This window comes from Massilia sp. Root133 (genome assembly GCF_001426525.1).
Taxonomy (GTDB): domain Bacteria; phylum Pseudomonadota; class Gammaproteobacteria; order Burkholderiales; family Burkholderiaceae_D; genus Telluria; species Telluria orientalis.
In genome coordinates this window covers 144,835-165,117 of record NZ_LMEW01000031.1, presented here as the reverse complement: position 1 = coordinate 165,117, position 20,283 = coordinate 144,835, and the positions used below count along the sequence as shown (strand labels likewise).

The window sequence follows — 20,283 nt, the reverse complement described above, 5'->3', positions numbered from 1 at the left end:
ATGCGGCACGGCGCGCACACGCTGCCCAACGCCACGTTCGACGCGCGCCGGCGCGGCGTGCTGGCGGTCACGTGCGCTGTCCACCTGCTGGCGCTGTTCCTGTGGACGCAGGAACGGCGCGTCCTTCCCCTCCGCCCGCCCCGGGCCGTGACGATCCTCCTGCAAACCGAACGTGCTCAGCCAGCGCGGCCGCCGCTGGACGCCGACGTGCACCTGCTGCCCGAGCCGTCCCTGCCGGCCCCACCTTCCATAGCCGCGCCCGCGCTGCAGCCCGAACCCGTGCACCGTGCCGATGACGACGACATCCAGCATGCCACCCGGCGCGGCCCGCATGCCGACGTACCTGTCGACGTACCTGCCGACGCCGCGCCCGCCGCCGCACCATCGACGCCGGATGCGCTCGCGCCCAACCCCATCGACACGGCCCAGCCGGTCGCCCCAAACATGGACGCGCGCGCGGGCGCACGCCCCGCGCAAGGCGGCTTCGTGGCTGGTCTCGCGAAGCAGCAGGCCGGACGCATCGACCGCGAACTCCGCAAGGGCAAACCGGGCGTGCCGACCGAAGCGGATACCCCGGCGGCGCGCTTCCAGCGCGGCGTCGAGGCCGCCTACATCGACCGCACGCTGACCTGGCAGTCGGACACGTACACGTCGCCGGACGGCGTGGTCATCTACCGCTTCCGCCAGGGCAACCGCGTGCGCTGCCGCCGCGCCGGCGGCGTCGGCATGCCCCTTGCCGGGATGCCGGGCACCGGCTCGATCACTGCGGCAAGCGCGGGCGCCGCCGGCGCCACCGCCTGCCCCAAAGGTGTCGTGTGGAACCAGGACTGATGACCGGTGCCGCCCCGCGCTAGCGTCTTGCCGACCTGGCCGGCCTGTCGCCACTGCCCCCGCCGCCACCTCCTTCCTCGCCATTGCCCGGCTGTTCCGGCGCGCGGCACAGCTCGGCCATCCGTTCCCATGCTCCTTCGGCCTGGCAATGCAGGGGGGCATACGCCTGCAGCGCCTTGGACAGGTCGACCGGCTTCATCTCGTTGACCCGGACGTTGTTGTTCACCTTGATGCACATGACGTCCTGCCACGCCGCCGAGTAATTGCGGGGAATGGGCACCGGCCCACGCAACCTGCGTGCTGCCGTTTCGCACTCGCCCTGCTTCAGGTACTGCCCCCGCAGGTTGGCCTGGTCGAGCGTCACGTCCAGGCCCTGCTGCAGGTACAACAGAAGAATCATCGTGTACATCGTCACCTCTCCGTCATTTGCATAGACCGTACGCCGGTCCGGCGGTTCGCTGCGCACGCCTGAGCTGGATCAGTCCGCGGCATTGGTGCCGCGCTAGCCTGACGATCTCGAAAGGACGGCCATGCTCACACTGCTCACCTGGAACATACAATGCGCCCGTACGCCGGACGACGGCGCCGACCTCGACCGCGTCGCCGACCGCGTGCTGGCGTTCGGTGCCCGTTTCGACATCCTGCTGCTGCAGGAAGTCGGTTGCGGCCTGCCCGCGCGCGACGGCCGGCCGGTCGGCAACCAGTTCGCGGGACTCGCCCGGCGCCTCGACCACCTGCACGCCGCGTCCGCCTTCGCCCTCGACACGCGCAACCCGGACGGATCCCCGCGCCGCCTGGGCTGCATGACGTTCGCGCGCGGCCACATCGTCCACGTGCGCCGCCACGCCCTGCCCTGGCCGCCCGATCCCGGGGTGCCTGCGATGCCCCGTGCCGCCCTCGAGACCGTCATCGCGACGGCGGATGGCATGTTGCGCGTGCTGAACATCCACCTCGAGTATTTTTCGGCGCGCCAGCGCATGGCCCAGGTCGAGCATCTGCGCGCACTCCAGGCGGAAGCGCACGCGCACGCGGGCGTCTCCGGCGCGCCGGCGGCGGCGCCCGACGGTCCGGGCGGCGTCCCGTTCGCGCCGCTGCCGCATCCCGCCGCCGCCGTGCTCGCCGGCGACTTCAACATGGCGCCCGGCTCGGATGGCCACGCACGCCTGCTGGCGCCAGGGCCGGACGGCGGCCCCCTGTGGCGCGACGCCTGGGAACTGGCGCATCCCGGCGAACCGCATGCGCCGACCGTGGGGCTGCACGACACCTCGGCCGAACTGCCCTGCACATTCGACTACGCCTGCGTCAGCCCCGCGCTGGCGCCACGGGTGCACAGGCTCCGCGTGGATACGGCCGCGGCCGGATCCGATCACCAGCCGCTGCTGCTGGAGCTGGCATGAGCAGCGCGGCCGTAAAGACCATCCTGTGCGCGCGCCGACGTAGAATAGACGGCACCGCAGCAACTGGAAGGACTTTTCTTGGATTGGGATTACCCGCACCCGTTCACCCTGCCCCGCGTGCCCGAAGCGGCCGACATCGACGGGCTGAACCACACCAACAACGCCGTCTACGTCCGCTGGTGCGAACAGGCCGGGTGGGCCCACTCGGAAGCACTGGGCCTGTCGCTGGACGATTACCGGCGCCTCGACCGCGCCATGGCGATCCGGCGCGGCGAATACGATTACCTGCTGCCGACCTTTGCGGACGAAGCGCTCGTGCTCGGCACATGGCTCGTCGCGGGCGACGGCAAGCTGGCGATGAGGCGCCGCTTCCAGCTCGTGCGCGAACGCGACGGCGCGACGGTGCTGCGCGGCCGCTGGGATCTCGTGTGCATCGAACTGTCGAGCGGCCGCCCGCGTCGCATGCCGCAGGAATTCCTGGACGCGTACATGACGGTGGTGGTGGACGCGCAGGCCGCGTCCTGACGCGGCACGGAGCAGCGTTCGCGCGCGTCAGCCGCAATTCCCCTGCTGTGCCCGCACGAGCCAGCGCAACGCACCCACAGCAGCAGGATGGCGATCACCGACGACGCCCCCAGCACCAGCAGCGTGAGGTTGTACAGGGCGTTGCCGAAGATCCAGGCGCCGCCCGACACGACCGTGAAGATGTTCGCGAACACGAAGAATTTCGCGGCCGTCAGCAGGCAATGCCGTGCCGCCCGGTCGCGGACGGCCGGGTCGGCGGACTCGAGGTCCCGTTCCAGCGCCTGCGACGCGGTACTGGCGCTTTCCAGATACCGGTAGATATAGCTCGCGACCATGCTGCGCGCCACGCCCACGAGGACGAGGACGACGTCCTTGGCTTCGATCTGGATGTTCATGGTCTCGGATCTGTTGGTCCACCGTCCGGCCGGCTGCCGTCGATGTTGGAGTGAAACAAGGCCGCAAGATTCCGTGCGCGCAGCCGCCAGGCCGATGCGCTCAAGCACCGCCGGCGCGCGCTGGCGTCACTCCGCGTCGATGATCCAGTCCGCCGGCTTGCCGCTGGCCTGGCGCGGCAGGCGCGGGCCGAACGTCCACGCGGCGGGCCGCTCGGGCGCCGTCAGCCGTTCCGCGATCCACGCGGGCAGATCGGCGCGCAGCGCGTCGGCGTCGGCACCGGGTTGCGGCACGACGAAGGCTTTCAGGCGCCGGCCTTCGTCGGGCCGCATCAGCCGCACCGCCGTTTCCCGTACCTGCGGATGCCGGGCCAGCACGTCCGCCACATAGGCCGGGAACACGTTCATGCCGCCGACCTGAACCGCGTCGTCGATGCGTCCCGCGGGCAGGAAATGCGTGCCGTCGGACCAGTCCAGGCGATCCTGCAGCGGATAACGCCGTGGCATACCGTCCGGCAGCGTGCGCACCAGCGTGGCCGGATCGTCCGTGCGGGACCAGTACGGCAGCAAGGTGAACGGTTCGTCTGCCCGGTCGCGCCAGCCGACGCCGGCCGTTTCCGAGCTGCCGTAGACCTGCAGCAGGCGCAGGCCGGCGGCGGCGGCCAGCGCAGCGGCGAGCGCATCCGGACATGGCGCGGTCGACGTCACGCCGACGATATCCGCGCCGAATGCCGTCGTGACCCGTGCGGCCGCTTCCCACCACCCCGGGTGCGCGACGACGAGGTCGCCGGGCCGCACCAGGCTGGCCAGTGCGGCCGGACCGGCCCGGCGCACGTCGATCACCTCGATAGGCTCGGCCGCGCCCGCGAGCCATCGCGGCATCAGCACCGTGAACAGGAAGCCGTAGATGTGGTGGCTGGGCACGGCACTCAGCACACGGCGCCGGCCCGGCACGAGCGACGCCAGCACGGCCACCTCCTGCTCCAGCATGGCGAGCGCATGCGTACAACGCTTCGGGCTGCCGCTGCTGCCCGACGTGCGGAACGTCAGGGCAGCCTCGTCAGTGCCCACGCCGGCTGCCGCGCACGCGTCCAGTCCCGCCCGCGCACTCGCGATCCAGTCGCCGCTGCATGGCCGGGAGAGCAATTGCTCGTCGATGCCGCCGTGCTGCAGGTGCAAAGTCTCGACGAGCGCCGTGCCCAGGCCCATCAGCTCCAGTGAATCGACGCCCAGGTCGCGCACGAACTGGGTCTCGGGCAACCACAGCGCGGTCGACGCCGGCCGGCCGGGCCGCATCTGCGCCAGCTCGGCGGCGAGCAGGTCCGTGACGACGCGGCGCAGCGCATCGCCGCGCGTCCACCACGCGTCCGGGCAGGCGCCGCGCCCGGTGGCACTTGAGGCAGAATGTGATCGTCCCGGCATGATGTTCCGTCGTCGATGAGCGCGCAGACTATGACGGGCCGGCACGCCGCTGTCAAATGCGTACGGACGCGCCAATGTGACATGCGCGCACGATTGGTTTGACAGAGACATGGCGTCATGTCACTATGCCTTTCTTCCCTGCAACACCATTCCGCTGGAGCTTCCCATGACCGCCAACCTGTCCTTCGCCACTCCGGACCTGCACGCGCGCCTCGCGCAACTGGCAGGGGACGATCTCGACCGCCTCGATTTCGGCGTGATCGGCTTCGACGGCGACACCACCGTGTGCCAGTACAACCGTACGGAATCGGAAGCGGCCGGGCTCACGCCGCCGCGCGTGCTGGGCCAGCCGCTGTTCACGAACGTGGCCCCCTGCCTGAACAATTTCATGGTGGCGCAGCGCTTCGAGGATGCCCAGGACGACGGCACGACGCTCGACGACACCATCGACTACGTGCTGACCCTGCGCATGCGCCCGGTAAAAGTCGCCCTGCGCCTGCTGGCCGCGCCCCATACGCCCGTGCGCTACGTGCTCGTGCAGCGCAAAGCATGACGGCGGGCATCGACATGCGTGTAGGCGACGTGCGCGCAGGCGACGCCTACGACCGCCTCGCCGCCGAGCACGAGGCGCTGATGCAGTTCCTGTACCTGGCCCCCGTCGGCCTCGTGCAGACGGCGGCCGACGGCGAGATCCTCATGATCAACCCGGTCTCGGCCCAGCTGCTGATGCCGCTGCAGCAGGACGGCAACCTGGTCAACCTGTTCGACGCGCTTGCGGGCGTCGCGCCCGAACTGCGCCACCTGTGCGCGGCGTTCGCGCGGCCCCGCGGCATGGTGTGCGACGGCCTGCACATCCACGTCGATGGCCGCACGCCGCAGGTGCTGTCGCTGACCCTGCTGAAGCTGGACGGAACGCGCCTGATGGCCGTGCTGGCCGACGTCACGCAACAGGTGCGGCGCGACCGCCAGCTGCGCCAGAACGAGGCGTGGCTGGGCGCCCTCCTTACGAGCATCACCGATTACGCCCTCGTCGGCCTGGACGGCGCCGGCCGCGTCAGCGCGTGGAACGAGACGATCGCGCGCGTCACCGGGCATGGCGAAGACGTCGTCGGCCAGCCGTATTCCGTGTTCTATCCGCAGGGCGCGACGACGTCCGACCACACCCATGACCGCCTGCGCGAGGCCGACCAGAACGGCTGGAGCCTCGACGAAGGCCCGCGCGTACGCGCCGACGGCAGCGAGTTCTGGGCCAGCGCGATGATTTCGCCGCTGCCCGACCGCGACGCGGACGTGGCCGAGCCGGGCGAAGCCGCGTACTGCCTCGTGCTGCGCGACGTCAGCGACAAGCGCGAAGCACTCGATGCGCGCCGCAAATCGCTGTTCTGCGACCACCTGACCGGCGTCGCCAACCGCCGCGCGTTCTTCGAAGCGGCGGAACTGGAACTGGACCGCAACCGCCGCGCGCCGCGGCCGACGGCCCTCGTCCTGCTCGACGCCGATCACTTCAAGCGCATCAACGACCGCCATGGCCACGCCGGCGGCGACGCCGTGCTGCGCCACCTGGGGCAGCTGCTGGCCGCCACGTTCCGCCAGGTCGACGTCGTCGCGCGCGTGGGGGGCGAGGAATTCGCCGTGCTGCTGCCGTCGACCGGCCTCGATGCCGCCGTCGCCGTGGCCGAACGGCTGCGCGGGCTCGTCGCCGGCCGCCCCGTCGCGTACGACGGCGCGCACATCGCGTGCACTGTCAGCGCCGGCGTCGCCGTGTGCGACGGCGAGGCGCCCGGCCTGGACGGCCTGATGAAACGCGCCGACCAGGCCCTGTACGCCGCGAAGGCGGCAGGCCGCGACCGCGTCGAGCGCTGGCATCCGGCCCTGGCCAGCGAGGCGCGCCGATGATCGACACGAACAAGGTCGACGCCTACGAGGCACTGGTCCAGTTTCTCTACCGCGCGCCCATCGGCCTCGTGCAGGCGGGCCTGGACGGCACGGTCGACATGCTGAACCCGATGTCGTCCAGCCTCCTGATGCCGCTCGCGCGCGACGGCAGCCTCGATAACCTGTTCACGGTGCTGCAGGACGTGGCGCCGCAGCTGCGCGCCATGACGGCGGACTTCGCGGCGCCGTCCGGCGTCGTGTGCGAAGGCCTGCGCGTGCAGCTGGGCGATGCGGCCGCGCCGGGCGGACCGCAGGTGCTGTCGCTGAGCGTCCTGAAACTGGACGGGGCGCGGCTGATGGCCACCGTGACCGACGCCACCGCGGAAGTGCAGCGCGAGCAGGAGCGCCTCGCGCGCCGCCTGCGCAGCCAGGCGCGCACGGACGCGCTCACGCGCATGCCCAACCGCGAAGCCGTGCTGGAACAGCTGCAGCAGATGCTGGGCCGGGCCCCGCTTGCCGACGGCAGCGGCTTCGCACTCATGTTCATGAATTGCGACCGCTTCCGCCAGGTCAACGACGCGCTGGGCCAGGCCGCCGGCGACCGCCTGCTCGTGCAGATCGGCGACCGCATCCGCGCCACGCTGCGCCCGCCGAGCGACCGCATCGACCCGCACGCGGGCGCGGGCCAGATGGCGGCCCGCGTCGGCGCCGACGAATTCGCCGTCGTGCTGGACGGCCTGCGCAGCCGCGGCGACGCCGAGCGCGTGGCCGCGCGCCTGCTCGACGCGCTGGCGCGGCCGCATGCGCTGCACGGCCAGGATATCGTCATCCGCCTGAGCATGGGCCTCGTGTGGAGCGCCGACGCGGGCGCGTCTGCCGGCGAGATGCTGCGCGACGCCAGCATCGCGATGGTCGAGGCCAAGCGCGCGGGCGGCGCCCGCTGCATCGCGTTCGAGACCGCGATGCGCGAACGGGCCGCGCGCCGCGCCGACATCGAATCCGACCTGCGCCAGGCCCTCGTCGAGGACCAGCTGTTCGTCGTCTACCAGCCCGTCGTCGGACTGCGCCCGGACGGCGCCACCGACCATGCCGCCGGCGTCGAAGCGCTCGTGCGCTGGCGCCATCCCGTGCGCGGCGTCGTGCCGCCCGTCGAATTCATCCAGGTGGCGGAGGAATCGGGCCTCATCGGCGCGCTGGGCGACTTCGTGCTGCGCAGTGCATGCCGCGACTTCGCCGCGTGGCAGCGCGACCTGGGCGAACGCGCGCCGCGTTTGCTGGCCGTGAACCTGTCGCGCGCGCAGCTGGCGGAACCGGGCTGGCCCGCCGTCGTGCGCGACGTGCTGGCGCAGAACGGCATGCGTCCGGACCAGCTGCAGCTGGAAGTGACGGAAAGCCTGGCGGCGCAGGACCAGCAGGTGCAGCAGCGCCTGCACGAACTGAAGGCCATCGGCGTCACGCTGGCGCTGGACGATTTCGGCACCGGCTATTCATCGCTCTCCAGCCTGCACCAGCTGCCGGTGGACACGGTCAAGATCGACCGCTCGTTCGTGTGCCAGGCCGACACCAGCCACCACCACCGCGTGCTGATCGAGGCGACGGTGAAGGTGGCGCAGAGCCTCGGCATGAGCACGGTGGCCGAAGGCATCGAGACGGAGGCGCAGGCCGCCGCCGTGCGTGCCCAGTCCTGCGCCAAGGGCCAGGGCTATCTGTTCAGCCGTCCGCTCGCCTCGCCCGACCTGCTCGACTGGCTGACGACTCGCTGAACCGCGTTCAGCGCATCGCCAGCGGCCGGCGCCGGCCAGGTGGCGGAAAGCCCGCGTCCAGCAGCGCCAGGTCGTCGGCCGTGAGTTGCGGCGCGAGGTCGAGCGCGGCGCGGTTGGCACGCACGTGGGCCGGCTGCACGGCCTTCGGAATCGCGACGACGCCGTCCTGGCGCAGCAGCCACGCGAGCGCCACCTGGGCCGGCGTGACGCCGTGGCGGCGCGCCACCTCGCCCAGTTGCGGACGGGTCAACAGCGGCATTTGCTCGGCCGGCGTCGATTCCAGCGGCGAGTACGCCATCACGGGGATGCCGCGCTCGCGGCACCACGGCAGCAGGTCCCATTCGATGCCGCGCTGGACCAGGTTGTACAACACCTGGTTCGCCGCGATGCCCGATCCGCCGGGCAGCGCGGCCGCTTCCAGCATGTCGTCCGTGTCGAAATTCGAGACGCCGTAGGCGCGGATCTTTCCCTCGTCGCGCAGGCGCTCGAACGCCTCCAGCGTCTCCGCCAGCGGCACGCCGCCGCGCCAGTGCAGCAGGTAGAGGTCGAGATGGTCGGTGCGCAGGCGCCGCAGGCTGCGCTCGCACGCGGCACGCACGCCCGCGCGCGACGCATTGTGCGGGTAGACCTTGCTGACGAGGTAGACATCGTCGCGGCGGCCGGCGATAGCTTCGCCAACCACTTCCTCGGCACCGCCCTCGCCATACATCTCGGCCGTGTCGACCAGGGTCATGCCGAGATCGAGGCCGAGCCGCAGCGCGGCCACTTCGGCCGCGCGGGCGGACGGGTCTTCGCCCATGTTCCAGGTGCCCTGGCCGAGGATGGGGAGTGGGTTCATGGCGGTCTCCGGATTCGAAAACACGAAGATACAGCAAAATCAAACACCGTCGTTCCCGCGGAAGCGGGAACCCATACTGCGCTAGCGATGCTGCGCAAGTCGCGTAACCGCAACGTCAGCATGGGTCCCCGCCTCCGCGGGGACGACGTTATTTCGCCGCCCTGGCCGTCGCAATCTGGTCGAGGATATGCTTCGGCACCGCAGCGTAATGCTTGAACTCCATCGTGTACGTGGCCCGCCCCTGCGTCAGCGAACGCAACGTCGTCGAGTAGCCGAACATCTCCGCCAGCGGCACGACCGCGTTGATCAGCTTCCCGCCGCCGCCCGGGATCTCGTCCATGCCCTGCACGACGCCGCGCCGCGTGGACAAATCGCCCATCACGTTGCCCGTGAACTCCTCGGGCGTCTCGACCTCGACCTGCATCATCGGCTCGAGCAGTTCCGGCGACGCCTTGCGCATGGCGTCCTTGAACGCCATCGACGCCGCCACGCGGAACGCGTTCTCGTTCGAGTCCACGTCGTGGTAGGAACCGAAGGTCAGGGTCGCACGCACGTCCACGACCGGATAGCCGGCCAGCACGCCGTTCGGCAGCGTTTCCTGGATGCCCTTGTCGACCGCGGGGATGAATTCGCGCGGCACGACGCCGCCCTTGATGGCGTCGACGAACTCGTAGCCCTTGCCCGGTTCCAGCGGTTCCAGCTTCAGCACGACGTGGCCGTACTGGCCCTTGCCGCCCGACTGCTTGACGAACTTGCCCTCGACGTTCTCGACGGCCTTCTGGATCGTCTCGCGGTACGCCACCTGCGGCTTGCCGACCGTCGCCTCGACGCCGAACTCGCGCTTCATGCGGTCGACGAGGATTTCCAGGTGCAGCTCGCCCATGCCCGACATGATCGTCTGGCCCGATTCCTCGTCCGTGCGCACGCGGAACGACGGGTCTTCCTGCGCGAGACGCGACAGCGCGATGCCCATCTTTTCCTGGTCGGCCTTCGTCTTCGGTTCTACCGCCTGCGAGATCACGGGTTCCGGGAACGTCATCTTTTCCAGCACGATGACCTTGTCCGGGTCGGACAGCGTGTCGCCCGTCGTGACACCCTTCAGGCCGACGGCCGCCGCGATGTCGCCCGCGAAGACCTCCTTGATCTCCTTGCGCTCGTTGGCGTGCATCTGCAGGATGCGGCCCAGGCGTTCCTTCTGGCCCTTGGTCGGGTTGTACACGGTGTCGCCCGAATTCACGACGCCCGAGTACACGCGGAAGAACGTCAGCTGGCCCACGAACGGGTCGGTCATGATCTTGAAGGCGAGCGCCGAGAACGGCTCGTCATCGGACGGATGACGTTCCAAAGGCTTGTCGTCCTCGTCGTGGCCGGCGATCGCGGGCACGTCCACCGGCGACGGCAGGTATTCGATGACGGCGTCCAGCATCGCCTGCACGCCCTTGTTCTTGAAGGCGGAGCCGGCCAGCATCGGCACGATCTCGCCCGCGATCGTGCGCGCGCGCAGCGCGGCCTTGATCTCGTCTTCCGTCAGCGCCTCGCCGTTCAGGTATTTCTCCGTCAGCTCGGGCGTCGCCTCGGCGGCCGCTTCGATCATCGTCTCGCGCCATTTTTCCGCGACGGGCACGAGGTCGGCCGGGATGTCTTCATACGCGAAGCGCACGCCCTGGCTCGCGTCGTCCCAGCGGATGGCCTGCATCTTGACGAGGTCGATCACGCCCTCGAAATGCTCTTCGGCGCCGAGCGGGATCTGGATCGGCACGGCGTTGCCCTTCAGGCGGTCCCGGATCTGCTGCTGGACGCGGAAGAAGTCAGCGCCCACGCGGTCCATCTTGTTGACGAACGCGATGCGCGGCACCTTGTACTTGTTGGCCTGGCGCCAGACGGTCTCGGACTGCGGCTGCACGCCGCCGACGGAATCGTAGACCATGACGGCGCCGTCGAGCACGCGCATCGAGCGCTCGACCTCGATCGTGAAGTCGACGTGGCCCGGCGTGTCGATGATGTTGATGCGGTGCTCGGCGAAGTTGCCGCCCATGCCCTTCCAGAAGGCCGTCGTCGCGGCCGAGGTGATCGTGATGCCGCGTTCCTGTTCCTGTTCCATCCAGTCCATCGTCGCCGCGCCGTTGTGCACCTCGCCGATCTTGTGATTCACGCCGGTGTAGAACAGGATGCGCTCCGTGGTGGTGGTCTTGCCGGCATCGATATGGGCGCTGATGCCGATGTTGCGGTAACGCTCGATGGGGGTCTTACGGCTCATCACAATCTCCTGTGGATACGGAACGCCAATGTAAGTGCATATACCCCCACTTTCAAGGCCGGGCTGCGTGAACCGGTCTTAAGACAGAGGGTATAGCTGCACAATGTAACTGAAGTGCGGCGTTCGTGCAGGAGATGCAGCCTGAACGTCGCCCCCGCGGAGGCGGGATAGCGCCACAGGCGCCATCCCCCCAATTTGCATGCGCAGCGGGTACGCCGAACTTGGGTTCCCGCCTTCGCGGGAACGACGCTGTTCGATATTCAACCGACGATGGTCTGCAGCGCCCGCGCCGGAATCTCGACCGCCACCTCCTGCCGGTCGACGAACAGCCGGTACCGCTGCGGCTGGTCGCTGCGGTTCATGACGACGACGGCCAGGCGCCCGTCCGCGTTGCGGAACGCCGTCGCATCGAGCGTGCTGCGGCTCGTCGTGGCGCCCACGCGGCGAGCCTTCGGACGGATGTAGCGGCTGAAGTGCCCGATGGCCGTGTAGATCGGGGTGAACACGAGCTGGCCGTCGGCGCTCGCGTGCAGCGGCGCGAAGCAGAAGTTGTTCTTGTGGTTCGGGCCGCCGCGACTGTCGAGCAGCATGTTCCAGTCGACCCAGCCGCTGGAACCCGCGTTCAGGTCCGCGATCATCTCGCGGCCGTAGCGTTCGCCGTTGGCCCAGTCCTGCAGGCGCGCGGGATCGAATTTCTCGATGCAGCCTTCCGTCATCAGGAGGTTCACGTCCGGCCAGGCCGCGTGCACGGCGGCGACGTTGCGGTGCATCGGCTCCCCGCCGGCCCACGTCTCGTACCAGTGGTAGCCGACGCCCCAGATGTACGGCCGCGCCTTCGCATCCGCCAGGATCGTCGCGGCGCGCTGCGGCAGCAGGTCGCGGTTGTGGTCCCACACGATGACCTTCTTGCGGCCCAGTCCCGCCGCCGTCAAGGCGGGGCCCAGGTGGTCGCCGAGGAAGCGGGTTTCCTCGGCGGCGCTGAAGATCATCGACTCCCACTTCTGCTTCGCCATCGGTTCGTTCTGCACCGACAGGCCCCACAGCGGGATGCCGGCCTGCTCGTACGCCTGGACGAATTTCACGACGTAGCGCGCCCACGTGTCGCGGTACTCGGGCAGCAGGCTGCCGCCGGCGAGCATGCTCTGGTTCGACTTCATCCATGCCGGCGCGCTCCACGGGCTGGCGAACACGCGCATGTCCGTGCCGTGGGCGCGCGCAGCCGCCAGCGCGGCGCGCAGCAGCGGCACGCGCAGCTTCAGGTCCGGCGCGATGCTGAACGATGCGAGCGACCGGTCGCCGTCGCGCACGTACGTGTAGCTGCCGCTGCCGAAGTCGGAACTGTGGATCGTCGTGCGCAGGATGTTGTAGCCCAGGCCCGCGCGCGGGTCGAAGTACGCCGCCAGGAACGCCTGCTGCTGCGCCGGCGTCAGGGTCGCGTGGACCTCGGCGACGGCGTCCGTGACGGCGCCGCCGAAGCCGAACACTTCCTGGTAGCGCTTCGACGTGTCGACGAAGACGGCGATGTCCGTCTCCGGCGGCTGGCCTGCCGGCTGGAAGGCGCCGAGCGGACGGGCGGCGAAGCGGTCAGCGCCGGGTGCGGACGTCACGACCTGCCAGCCGGTGGCGCCGGCCGCCGGGGCGGTTGCGGGCGCTGCCGCGGTGCGGCCGGCCACGGCCACCTGGCCGCCCATCAGTGTCGCGGCGCCCAGCAGCCGCATTGCATCTCGTCTCGTCGTCATCGTGTCTCCTGTCGTGTGTTGGCGGCTGCGCGATTGGAAACGTTACCAATCGAAGTCGGACGACTATACCACTCGTCGTTTCACGATGTCAAAAGACTGTTTTACAGAATCTCTTGCACCAGCTCGGACGGCCGGCACAGCCGCACACCCTTGGTCGTGACGACGAACGGACGATTGATGAGGATCGGATGCGCGACCATCGCGTCGAGCAGCGCGTCGTCGGTCGTGGCCGGATCGTCCAGGCCGAGTTCCTTGAACAGCGCTTCCTTGCTGCGCACGGCGTCGCGCACTTGCAAACCCGCCCGGGCGATCAGGTCCTTCAGCTCGTCCCGCGTCGGCGGTTGCGCCAGATAATCGACGACGCGCGGCTCGACGCCGGTCGCCCGAATCGCCTCGAGGGTCGTGCGCGACGTGCCGCAGCGGGTATTGTGAAAAATCGTGATGTCCATCTTGAAAATCCTTGATTGAGAGGCAAGGATGATACCGACGCGGCCGCAACGCTTCCAGTTTTTTTGCTTGTCCGCCTTCTGGCAGCGCTATAAAATGCCCGGTTTGCTTGCCGAGGCGCAATCACCATTGCTTGCAGACGGCCCGCCGTACGGAGAGAACATGGACGACTACCTGGTGCGCCCCGAGGGGCTGCCGACCTTGCGCCAGCGCGCCGCGCTGCGCCTGCTGAACGCGTTCGGCTGGCGCTTCAATTTCAAACCCCTGCCGGGTCCGCACGGCATCGTCGTCGTGTATCCGCACACGTCGAACTGGGATTTCCCCATCGGCCTGCTGGCCAAGTGGGCCGTCGGCATCCAGTTCCGCTGGCTCGCCAAGGATTCGCTGTTCCGCGGCCCGATGGGCGCCCTGATGCGCTACTGGGGCGGCGTGGCGATCGACCGCAGCTCGCCGCAGGGCGCGATCCGGCGCCTCGCGCAGACGATGCACGCGGCCGACTGGTTCTGGCTCGCCATCACGCCGGAAGGCACGCGCAGCTACCGGCCGCACTGGAAGAGCGGCTTCTATCGCATCGCGCTGGCCGCCGACGTGCCGGTGCTGCTCGTCTCGCTCGACTACGGCAAGAAGGTCATCGACGTCACGCGCACGCTGACGATGACGGGCGATGAAACGGTCGACATGGCCGCCATCGCGCAGGCGTACGACGGCGTGCGCGCGCTGTATCCGGAGAAGGCGGCGCCGATCCGCCTGGCCGAACCAGGGCCGCGTTCAGACGACGCCCGCAAGCAGGTATAAGCCTGCCGCGCCGATCGCGGCGCCGGCCATGCGGTGCACGCGTTCCCCCGGCAGCGCGCCGGCCAGCATCACCAGGGCGCTCGCGACGAGGAAGCCGGCGCCGCTCGCCATCCCCGCCAGTTCCCGCCCATGCGCCAGCCCGTGCAGGAAGGCGCACCCACCCACCACGACGACCGCCACCTGCGGCGGCAGGCGCCGCTGCAGGCCGGGCGCGCACGCGACCAGCATTCCCAGCACCAGCACGGTCGCGGCGATCGACGCCTCCAGCGCGGGCAGCACGAGGCCCGCGTCGGCACAGGCCGCGCCGAGCGCCATCATCACGAGGAACGCGGGCGGCAGCACGGCCCCATGGCGCTGCTGCCGGCTCCACAGGCCGACAGCCAGCAGCGCGAACAGGTGATCCAGCCCCGTCAGCGGATGCAGCAGGCCGGCCGCGAAGCCGCCGTCGGGATGCCCCGGATGCGCGGCCGCGGGCAGCGCCACGGCGAGGGTGGCGAGCGCGGCGACCGCACCGCCCAGGCGCGTGCGCGGACGCGGGGACGGGCCTTCATGACGCACGCGGGACTTCGGGTTGTCGTTCCATTTCATGGCTTTCCCTTTCACTGGTCAAGTAATCCCTGCTCGCGGATGAAGCAAACGACGGTGTCCACGCCCTCGCCCGTGCGCAGATTCGTGAACACGAACGGCCGCGCGCCCCGCTGGCGCTGCGCGTCGCGCGCCATCACGTCCAGGTCGGCGCCCACGTGCGGCGCGAGGTCCGTCTTGTTGATGATGAGAAGATCGGAGCGCGTGATGCCGGGTCCGCCCTTGCGCGGAATCTTTTCGCCGCCCGCCACGTCGATGACGTACAGGGTGAGGTCCGACAGCTCGGGGCTGAACGTGGCCGCGAGGTTGTCGCCGCCGGATTCCACCAGCACGAGTTCCAGTGCCGGAAAGTCCGCCTGCAGCCGCGCGATGGCCTCCAGGTTGATCGACGCATCCTCGCGGATCGCCGTGTGCGGACACCCGCCGGTCTCAACGCCCATCAGCCGCTCGGGCGGCAGCGCGTTCGCGCGCAGCAGGATTTCCATGTCTTCGCGCGTGTAGATGTCGTTGGTGATCACGGCCATGTCGTAGCGGTCGCGCATGCGCCGGCACAGCATCTCGCACAGCGCCGTCTTGCCGGAACCGACGGGGCCGCCGATGCCCACCCGCAGGGGATTCGATGTCATGGTTTTACCTCTTTCAGGAACGGTACAACCGTCCATGCTGCACCTCGTGCCGCATCGACAGCATGGACAGGCCGGGCGACCAGTTCGACAGGTCCGCATCGGGCAGCGTGCAGGCCGTGACGGCCGTGCGTTCGAGATCGGGCCGCAGCGACAGCAGCAGCCGCTGCCCCGCCACCTGCCCCAGCGGCACCGACTTCACGCACACGAGCACCTGGTTCTCGGTCCACGCGAACAGCATCGCCAACACTGCCTCTTCATGCGGGATGTCGAGGGCGTCGACGGTGCACGCGTAGGCGGCCGGCAGCGTCACCTCGCCGCCGAGCAGGCCGACGTCGGCCACGCCCAGCTCCGCGATCAGCCGCGTGAGCGAATAGCCCATCTGGACGGTCTCCGCGCGCGACTCGGCCGTGTCGCGCGACGCGAGGAAGCAGGCGCTCCACTCTGCAATGGCCGCGGTATCGCGCGCGGCGAACGCGCTCAACAAACGCCACAGCAGCGGCGCGTCCCAGCGCGCCAGCACCTCGTCGAGATAGCGCACGAGCCACGCGTGCGCGCTCGCCGCATCGTGCACGCGGCCTGCCTCGATGGCCGTCTCCAGGCCCTGCGAATAGCTGTAGCCGCCGATCGGCAGCGCCGGGCTCGCGAACTGCAGCAGGTGCAGCAGGCTCGCGGCGTTCATGCGTCCGCCGGCCGGTGGATCTTCTGGCGCAGCGGCACGGGCGCCAGCAGGCCGCGGTGATCGTGATGGCCGTGGCCGCCCGCATACGCGCCCGCTTCCGGTTCGAACTTCGCCTGCTCTTCCTCGACGTGCGCGCCCAGGCCGAGCACCATGTCCTTCAGCACCGGATCGACGCGGATCCGCAGCCAGCCCGCGCCGACCTGCGTCTGCGTGTGGCGGTTCCCGAGGTGGAAGGCGCAGCGCGCGAGCAGCGTCGGGTTCGCGCAGCGCACGAGATACGTCGGCTCGGGTGCGGCGACGACCCGCACGACGCGTCCGTCTTCGCCCGTCAGCAGGTCGCCGTCGCGCAGCACGGCGCCGCGTACGAGGAACAGGGCGACTTCCTCGCCGGATGCGAGCCGCGCGCGCTGGCGGCACCTTTCGCGCTGGTCGTACGGCAGCTCGAGCAGGTCGTGGACGGTGTCCGCGTGGGCGATCTTCGTATGCAGTGACATCATGATGGCTCCCGATGATCAGAACAGGAAATACCGCTGCGCGAGGGGCAGCACCCTGGCCGGCTCGCACACGAGCAGGCGCCCGTCGGCGCGCACCTCGTAGGTTTCCGGATCGACTTCCATGTGCGGCGTGGCCCCGTTGTGGACCATGTCGCGCTTGCGCAGTCCCCGCGTGCCGCGCACCGGGATCACGGTCTTCGCCAGCCCGAGCTCGCGCGCGATACCAAGGTCGAACGCGGCCTGCGACACGAACGTGAACGATTTGCGGAGCCCACCGCCGAACGCACCGAACATCGGGCGATAGTGCACCGGCTGCGGCGTCGGGATCGATGCGTTCGGGTCGCCCATCAGGCTCGCCGCGATCATCCCGCCTTTCAGGATCATCGACGGCTTCACGCCGAAGAACGCGGGCCGCCACAGCACGATGTCGGCGATCTTGCCCGGCTCCAGCGAACCCACCGCGTGCGAGATCCCGTGCGCGATGGCCGGGTTGATCGTGTACTTGGCCACGTAGCGTTTTACGCGCGCATTGTCGCTGCGGGACGTATCGCCTTCCAGCGGGCCGCGCTGCACCTTCATCTTGTGCGCCGTCTGCCACGTGCGCGTGATGGTCTCGCCCACGCGGCCCATCGCCTGCGAGTCGGACGACATCATCGAGATGGCGCCCAGGTCGTGCAGGATGTCTTCGGCGGCGATGGTCTCGCGGCGGATCCGCGATTCCGCGAACGCCACGTCTTCCGCGATGGCGGGGTCGAGGTGGTGGCAGACCATCAGCATGTCGAGGTGCTCGTCCAGCGTGTTCACCGTGTACGGGCGCGTGGGGTTCGTCGACGACGGCAGCACGTTGTCCTGGCCGACGGCCGCGATGATGTCCGGCGCGTGCCCGCCGCCCGCGCCTTCCGTGTGGAACGTGTGGATCGTGCGGCCCTTGAACGCTGCCAGCGTGGACTCCAGGAAGCCGGCCTCGTTCAGCGTGTCGGAATGCAGCGCGACCTGGATGTCCATGCGCTCGGCGACCGAAAGACAATTGTCGATCGCGGCCGGCGTGCTGCCCCAGTCCTCGTGCAGCTTCAGGCCGACGGCACCGGCCTCGATCTGCTCTTCGAGTGGCCGCGGCTGGCTCACGTTGCCCTTGCCGAAGAAGCCGAGGTTCATCGGGAACGCGTCGGCCGCCATCAGCATCGAGTGGATGTGCCACGCGCCCGGCGTGCACGTCGTCGCCGCGGTGCCGACGGCGGGACCGGTACCGCCGCCGAGCATCGTCGTGATGCCGGACATCAGCGCCTCGTCGATCTGCTGCGGACAGATGAAATGGATGTGCGTGTCGATGCCGCCCGGCGTCACGATCATGCCTTCGCCCGCGATGATCTCCGTCGCGCCGCCGATGGCCAGCGTCACGCCCGGCTGGATGTCCGGGTTGCCGGCCTTGCCGATGGCGGCGATCAGGCCGTCCTTGATGCCGATGTCGGCCTTGACGATGCCCCAGTGGTCGACGATGACGGCGTTCGTGATCACCGTGTCCATTACGTCCGCGCGCACACGCTGCGACTGGCCCATGCCGTCGCGGATCACCTTGCCGCCGCCGAATTTCACTTCCTCGCCGTAGATCGCGTAGTCCTTTTCGATCTCGATGACGAGCGCCGTGTCGGCGAGGCGGATACGGTCGCCCGTCGTCGGTCCGTACATATCGGCATACGCCTGGCGGGAGAGCGCGGCCATCAGACGCCTCCATCGAGCGGGCCGCCCGTCAGGCCCTGGAAGCCATGCACGATGCGCGCGCCGCTCAACGCCACCAGTTCGACGGTGCGCCGCTGCCCCGGCTCGAAGCGCACCGCGGTGCCGGCCGCGATGTTCAGGCGCATGCCGCGCGCCTGCTCGCGTTCGAACTGCAACGCATCGTTCGCTTCGAAAAAATGGTAATGAGAGCCGACCTGCACGGGACGGTCGCCCGCGTTCGCGACGACGAGCGTCACCGTGGGGCGGCCCGCGTTGATGACGATGTCGCCATTCTCGAGGAAGTATTCGCCGGGGATCATGGGGCGCTCACGGGATCGGGTTGTGGACGGTGACGAGCTTGCTGCCGTCCGGGAACGTGGCTTCGACCTGGATGTCCGGAATCATCTCCGGCACGCCGTCCATCACGTCCGCGCGCGTCAGGATCAGGGTGCCCTCGCTCATCAGCTCGGGCACGCTGCGGCCGTCGCGGGCGCCTTCCATGATCGCGGCCGTGATCAGCGCGACGGCTTCCGGGTAGTTCAGCTTCAGGCCGCGCGCGCGGCGGCGTTCGGCCAGCAGCGCCGCCGTGAAGATCAGCAGCTTGTCTTTTTCGCGTGGGGTCAGGTCCATGGCGATCCTTTACGTATTCCAGATGCGCGGCGGCGTGGCCGGCCGGTCCAGCAGGTACGGCCGCAGCACCGTCCAGGCCCCCGTCAGCGCGGCACGGGCCCGTTCGCCGTCGTCGCCGAGGAAGCGCGCCACGAACACCTGCTTCACCTGGCTGACGGCGAGACCTGGATCGACGGCGCGCACCGCGTCCTGCAGGGCCGCGGGCACGGGCTTGCCGACGGCGACGAGCGTCGCGCACACGCTGTGTCCATCCATGCCCAGCGGACTCGCGAGCAGCGCGGGCGTGGCGCCGCCCTGCTCCCACCACACGGGCCGCCCGCCGACGCGGATGCGCGTGCGCTGCCCCACGCGGCCGCGCGTAAAACGTTCGCCGGACGCGCGCCGGCCGAAGCACAGCACCTCGCTGCCGATGTAGACGGCGCCCGGGGCCAGGTCGACGTCGTGCGCGAGCATCACGTCGGCGTGGTCGTACACGATGGTTTCCTGCGGCAGCCATTCGATCGCGGCGCCGGGACCGGCGGCCAGGTGCACGTCCTGGCGCGATGTGCGGCCGTTGGCGCGATACCACTTCGCGGCGCCGGGCGACGTGGCCAGCACGTGGCAGCCCGCCGGCACGTCGAGCGCGATGTCGAGCCGGTCGCCGCCGACGATGCCGCCGGGCGGATGCACGACGATCACGTGGCAGGCGCCAGGGCCTTCCGGGTATAGCGCCTTTTGCACGCGCAGCGGCCCGCGGTGCTCGCGCCGGACGAGCCGCGTGCAGCCGCCGTCACGGGCGAAGCCGAGGCGCAGGGATGCGTGCCAGGTGGTGCAAGTTGGGTCGTCAAAGGGCATACGCGATGAGTTAGCACGATGCGTGCCACTCGCGGGACAGGGACACCGGTGGACGCGGCGCACCAGCACGGCACCGGCGGCACCGGAACGGTGCAGGCGCACGCCCAGATCAGGTGATCAATATGATTTCGGCAATATCAAAGGTGAAGCCGGCAGACGGCCGCGCGTGGCGACCAGGGAGGGGGAAACAGAGGGTGTCCGCAGGCCCGACCGGCGAAGAATGCCGGTCAAGCAGGCGAACCGGGGCTGGAAACGATCAGCGGCGGCGGCGCAGCGGGCGGGCGATACGGACCGGACGCAGGGCGCGTTCGCGGTCGGCGGCGCGCTTGTAGGCGGCCAGTTCGAACGTCAGCGCCAGGGCGATGCCGGCCGGGACAGCGGCGGCGAAGCCAAGGGCGAGCAAGGCGACGGTTGACAACAGAATAACGATAGTACTTG

The 20,283-nt window shown here is 69.6% G+C and carries 22 protein-coding genes; 7 read left to right on the top strand and 15 right to left on the bottom strand.

Annotated features, from left to right (window positions below):
• On the top strand, nucleotides 1-831 hold the full coding sequence (locus tag ASD28_RS18820) for a hypothetical protein (RefSeq protein ID WP_056131474.1): 831 nt from the start codon (nucleotides 1-3) through the stop codon (nucleotides 829-831).
• Nucleotides 832-850: 19 nt separating this feature from the next.
• Here the strand turns inward: ASD28_RS18820 and ASD28_RS18815 are convergent, their stop codons facing one another.
• Nucleotides 851-1,231, bottom strand: a complete 381-nt coding sequence (locus tag ASD28_RS18815; protein ID WP_200948856.1) for a hypothetical protein — start codon at nucleotides 1,229-1,231, stop codon at nucleotides 851-853.
• Between the two features lie 130 nt (nucleotides 1,232-1,361).
• Here ASD28_RS18815 and ASD28_RS18810 point away from each other — a divergent pair, with 130 nt between their 5' ends.
• Nucleotides 1,362-2,228, top strand: coding sequence for an endonuclease/exonuclease/phosphatase family protein (locus tag ASD28_RS18810; protein ID WP_056131471.1), 867 nt, complete (start codon nucleotides 1,362-1,364; stop codon nucleotides 2,226-2,228).
• Between the two features lie 78 nt (nucleotides 2,229-2,306).
• Nucleotides 2,307-2,753 carry a thioesterase family protein gene (locus ASD28_RS18805; RefSeq protein WP_056131469.1) on the top strand — a complete coding sequence of 149 codons (447 nt, stop codon included), beginning with the start codon at nucleotides 2,307-2,309 and terminating at the stop codon, nucleotides 2,751-2,753.
• 521 nt (nucleotides 2,754-3,274) lie between these two features.
• Here the strand turns inward: ASD28_RS18805 and ASD28_RS18795 are convergent.
• Complete coding sequence (locus tag ASD28_RS18795; protein ID WP_082577290.1) at nucleotides 3,275-4,567, bottom strand: AMP-binding protein; 1,293 nt, start codon at nucleotides 4,565-4,567, stop codon at nucleotides 3,275-3,277.
• A 166-nt stretch (nucleotides 4,568-4,733) separates the two neighbouring features.
• Here ASD28_RS18795 and ASD28_RS18790 point away from each other — a divergent pair, with 166 nt between their 5' ends.
• Genes ASD28_RS18790 through ASD28_RS18780 form a run of 3 tightly spaced genes read left to right on the top strand, consistent with a single transcriptional unit; the run spans nucleotide 4,734 to nucleotide 8,205 of the window.
• Nucleotides 4,734-5,120 (top strand): hypothetical protein, encoded by a 387-nt coding sequence (locus ASD28_RS18790; protein ID WP_056131464.1) that lies wholly within the window; start codon nucleotides 4,734-4,736, stop codon nucleotides 5,118-5,120.
• The gene (locus tag ASD28_RS18785; protein WP_229412130.1) at nucleotides 5,117-6,463 is read left to right on the top strand and encodes a sensor domain-containing diguanylate cyclase; all 1,347 of its coding nucleotides are present in this window, start codon (nucleotides 5,117-5,119) and stop codon (nucleotides 6,461-6,463) included. Before ASD28_RS18790 ends, ASD28_RS18785 begins: the two co-directional genes overlap by 4 nt.
• On the top strand, nucleotides 6,460-8,205 hold the full coding sequence (locus ASD28_RS18780; protein WP_056131461.1) for a bifunctional diguanylate cyclase/phosphodiesterase: 1,746 nt from the start codon (nucleotides 6,460-6,462) through the stop codon (nucleotides 8,203-8,205). Before ASD28_RS18785 ends, ASD28_RS18780 begins: the two co-directional genes overlap by 4 nt.
• A gap of 7 nt (nucleotides 8,206-8,212) precedes the next feature.
• On the opposite strand, the gene ASD28_RS18775 is transcribed toward ASD28_RS18780, so the two are convergent.
• The 4 genes from ASD28_RS18775 to arsC all read right to left on the bottom strand — a co-directional run bounded on the left by ASD28_RS18775 (nucleotide 8,213) and on the right by arsC (nucleotide 13,488).
• The gene (locus ASD28_RS18775; protein ID WP_056131458.1) at nucleotides 8,213-9,043 is read right to left on the bottom strand and encodes an aldo/keto reductase; all 831 of its coding nucleotides are present in this window, start codon (nucleotides 9,041-9,043) and stop codon (nucleotides 8,213-8,215) included.
• 148 nt (nucleotides 9,044-9,191) lie between these two features.
• The gene (gene fusA / locus ASD28_RS18770; RefSeq protein ID WP_056131457.1) at nucleotides 9,192-11,300 is read right to left on the bottom strand and encodes an elongation factor G; all 2,109 of its coding nucleotides are present in this window, start codon (nucleotides 11,298-11,300) and stop codon (nucleotides 9,192-9,194) included.
• 260 nt (nucleotides 11,301-11,560) lie between these two features.
• Nucleotides 11,561-13,039, bottom strand: coding sequence for a glycoside hydrolase family 30 beta sandwich domain-containing protein (locus ASD28_RS18765; protein ID WP_200948858.1), 1,479 nt, complete (start codon nucleotides 13,037-13,039; stop codon nucleotides 11,561-11,563).
• A gap of 101 nt (nucleotides 13,040-13,140) precedes the next feature.
• Nucleotides 13,141-13,488, bottom strand: a complete 348-nt coding sequence (gene arsC, locus ASD28_RS18760) for an arsenate reductase (glutaredoxin) (protein ID WP_056131450.1) — start codon at nucleotides 13,486-13,488, stop codon at nucleotides 13,141-13,143.
• A 160-nt stretch (nucleotides 13,489-13,648) separates the two neighbouring features.
• Between arsC and ASD28_RS18755 the strand changes: the two genes are divergently transcribed.
• Nucleotides 13,649-14,281 (top strand): 1-acyl-sn-glycerol-3-phosphate acyltransferase, encoded by a 633-nt coding sequence (locus ASD28_RS18755; RefSeq protein WP_056131447.1) that lies wholly within the window; start codon nucleotides 13,649-13,651, stop codon nucleotides 14,279-14,281.
• On the opposite strand, the gene ASD28_RS18750 is transcribed toward ASD28_RS18755, so the two are convergent.
• The 9 genes from ASD28_RS18750 to ASD28_RS31930 form a co-directional block, all read right to left on the bottom strand.
• Nucleotides 14,255-14,869 carry a HupE/UreJ family protein gene (locus tag ASD28_RS18750; protein ID WP_056131445.1) on the bottom strand — a complete coding sequence of 205 codons (615 nt, stop codon included), beginning with the start codon at nucleotides 14,867-14,869 and terminating at the stop codon, nucleotides 14,255-14,257. The two genes, ASD28_RS18755 and ASD28_RS18750, sit on opposite strands and share 27 nt — an antisense overlap.
• Nucleotides 14,870-14,880: 11 nt before the next feature.
• Complete coding sequence (gene ureG, locus ASD28_RS18745) at nucleotides 14,881-15,492, bottom strand: urease accessory protein UreG (RefSeq protein WP_056131442.1); 612 nt, start codon at nucleotides 15,490-15,492, stop codon at nucleotides 14,881-14,883.
• Between the two features lie 13 nt (nucleotides 15,493-15,505).
• The gene (locus ASD28_RS18740; protein ID WP_056131440.1) at nucleotides 15,506-16,171 is read right to left on the bottom strand and encodes an urease accessory protein UreF; all 666 of its coding nucleotides are present in this window, start codon (nucleotides 16,169-16,171) and stop codon (nucleotides 15,506-15,508) included.
• Complete coding sequence (gene ureE / locus ASD28_RS18735) at nucleotides 16,168-16,668, bottom strand: urease accessory protein UreE (protein ID WP_056131437.1); 501 nt, start codon at nucleotides 16,666-16,668, stop codon at nucleotides 16,168-16,170. The genes ASD28_RS18740 and ureE overlap by 4 nt, the downstream gene beginning before the upstream one ends.
• A gap of 15 nt (nucleotides 16,669-16,683) precedes the next feature.
• Nucleotides 16,684-18,384: an urease subunit alpha gene (gene ureC / locus ASD28_RS18730; protein WP_056131434.1), complete on the bottom strand. Its 1,701-nt coding sequence runs from the start codon at nucleotides 18,382-18,384 to the stop codon at nucleotides 16,684-16,686.
• Nucleotides 18,384-18,701, bottom strand: coding sequence for an urease subunit beta (locus tag ASD28_RS18725; protein WP_056131430.1), 318 nt, complete (start codon nucleotides 18,699-18,701; stop codon nucleotides 18,384-18,386). The genes ureC and ASD28_RS18725 overlap by 1 nt, the downstream gene beginning before the upstream one ends.
• A gap of 7 nt (nucleotides 18,702-18,708) precedes the next feature.
• Entirely contained in the window at nucleotides 18,709-19,011 is a 303-nt protein-coding gene (locus ASD28_RS18720; protein ID WP_056131427.1) for an urease subunit gamma, read from the bottom strand.
• 9 nt (nucleotides 19,012-19,020) lie between these two features.
• A complete protein-coding gene (locus ASD28_RS18715; RefSeq protein WP_056131424.1) occupies nucleotides 19,021-19,845 on the bottom strand; it encodes an urease accessory protein UreD in 825 nt (274 codons plus the stop codon).
• Between the two features lie 256 nt (nucleotides 19,846-20,101).
• Nucleotides 20,102-20,263: a hypothetical protein gene (locus ASD28_RS31930; protein WP_156133696.1), complete on the bottom strand. Its 162-nt coding sequence runs from the start codon at nucleotides 20,261-20,263 to the stop codon at nucleotides 20,102-20,104.
• Between the last annotated feature and the right edge of the window lie 20 nt (nucleotides 20,264-20,283).

Coding starts and splice junctions, on each gene's coding strand:
- ureE (WP_056131437.1), bottom strand. CDS start 16,668: ATGATGTCACTGCATACGAAGATCGCCCACGCGGACACCGTCCACGAC.
- ASD28_RS18780 (WP_056131461.1), top strand. CDS start 6,460: ATGATCGACACGAACAAGGTCGACGCCTACGAGGCACTGGTCCAGTTT.
- ASD28_RS18790 (WP_056131464.1), top strand. CDS start 4,734: ATGACCGCCAACCTGTCCTTCGCCACTCCGGACCTGCACGCGCGCCTC.
- ASD28_RS18795 (WP_082577290.1), bottom strand. CDS start 4,567: ATGCCGGGACGATCACATTCTGCCTCAAGTGCCACCGGGCGCGGCGCC.
- ASD28_RS18755 (WP_056131447.1), top strand. CDS start 13,649: ATGGACGACTACCTGGTGCGCCCCGAGGGGCTGCCGACCTTGCGCCAG.
- fusA (WP_056131457.1), bottom strand. CDS start 11,300: ATGAGCCGTAAGACCCCCATCGAGCGTTACCGCAACATCGGCATCAGC.
- ASD28_RS18720 (WP_056131427.1), bottom strand. CDS start 19,011: ATGGACCTGACCCCACGCGAAAAAGACAAGCTGCTGATCTTCACGGCG.
- ureC (WP_056131434.1), bottom strand. CDS start 18,384: ATGGCCGCGCTCTCCCGCCAGGCGTATGCCGATATGTACGGACCGACG.
- ASD28_RS18740 (WP_056131440.1), bottom strand. CDS start 16,171: ATGAACGCCGCGAGCCTGCTGCACCTGCTGCAGTTCGCGAGCCCGGCG.
- ureG (WP_056131442.1), bottom strand. CDS start 15,492: ATGACATCGAATCCCCTGCGGGTGGGCATCGGCGGCCCCGTCGGTTCC.
- ASD28_RS18815 (WP_200948856.1), bottom strand. CDS start 1,231: ATGATTCTTCTGTTGTACCTGCAGCAGGGCCTGGACGTGACGCTCGAC.
- ASD28_RS18765 (WP_200948858.1), bottom strand. CDS start 13,039: ATGACGACGAGACGAGATGCAATGCGGCTGCTGGGCGCCGCGACACTG.
- ASD28_RS18820 (WP_056131474.1), top strand. CDS start 1: ATGCGGCACGGCGCGCACACGCTGCCCAACGCCACGTTCGACGCGCGC.
- ASD28_RS18725 (WP_056131430.1), bottom strand. CDS start 18,701: ATGATCCCCGGCGAATACTTCCTCGAGAATGGCGACATCGTCATCAAC.
- ASD28_RS18785 (WP_229412130.1), top strand. CDS start 5,117: ATGACGGCGGGCATCGACATGCGTGTAGGCGACGTGCGCGCAGGCGAC.
- arsC (WP_056131450.1), bottom strand. CDS start 13,488: ATGGACATCACGATTTTTCACAATACCCGCTGCGGCACGTCGCGCACG.
- ASD28_RS18750 (WP_056131445.1), bottom strand. CDS start 14,869: ATGAAATGGAACGACAACCCGAAGTCCCGCGTGCGTCATGAAGGCCCG.
- ASD28_RS18715 (WP_056131424.1), bottom strand. CDS start 19,845: ATGCCCTTTGACGACCCAACTTGCACCACCTGGCACGCATCCCTGCGC.
- ASD28_RS18775 (WP_056131458.1), bottom strand. CDS start 9,043: ATGAACCCACTCCCCATCCTCGGCCAGGGCACCTGGAACATGGGCGAA.
- ASD28_RS18810 (WP_056131471.1), top strand. CDS start 1,362: ATGCTCACACTGCTCACCTGGAACATACAATGCGCCCGTACGCCGGAC.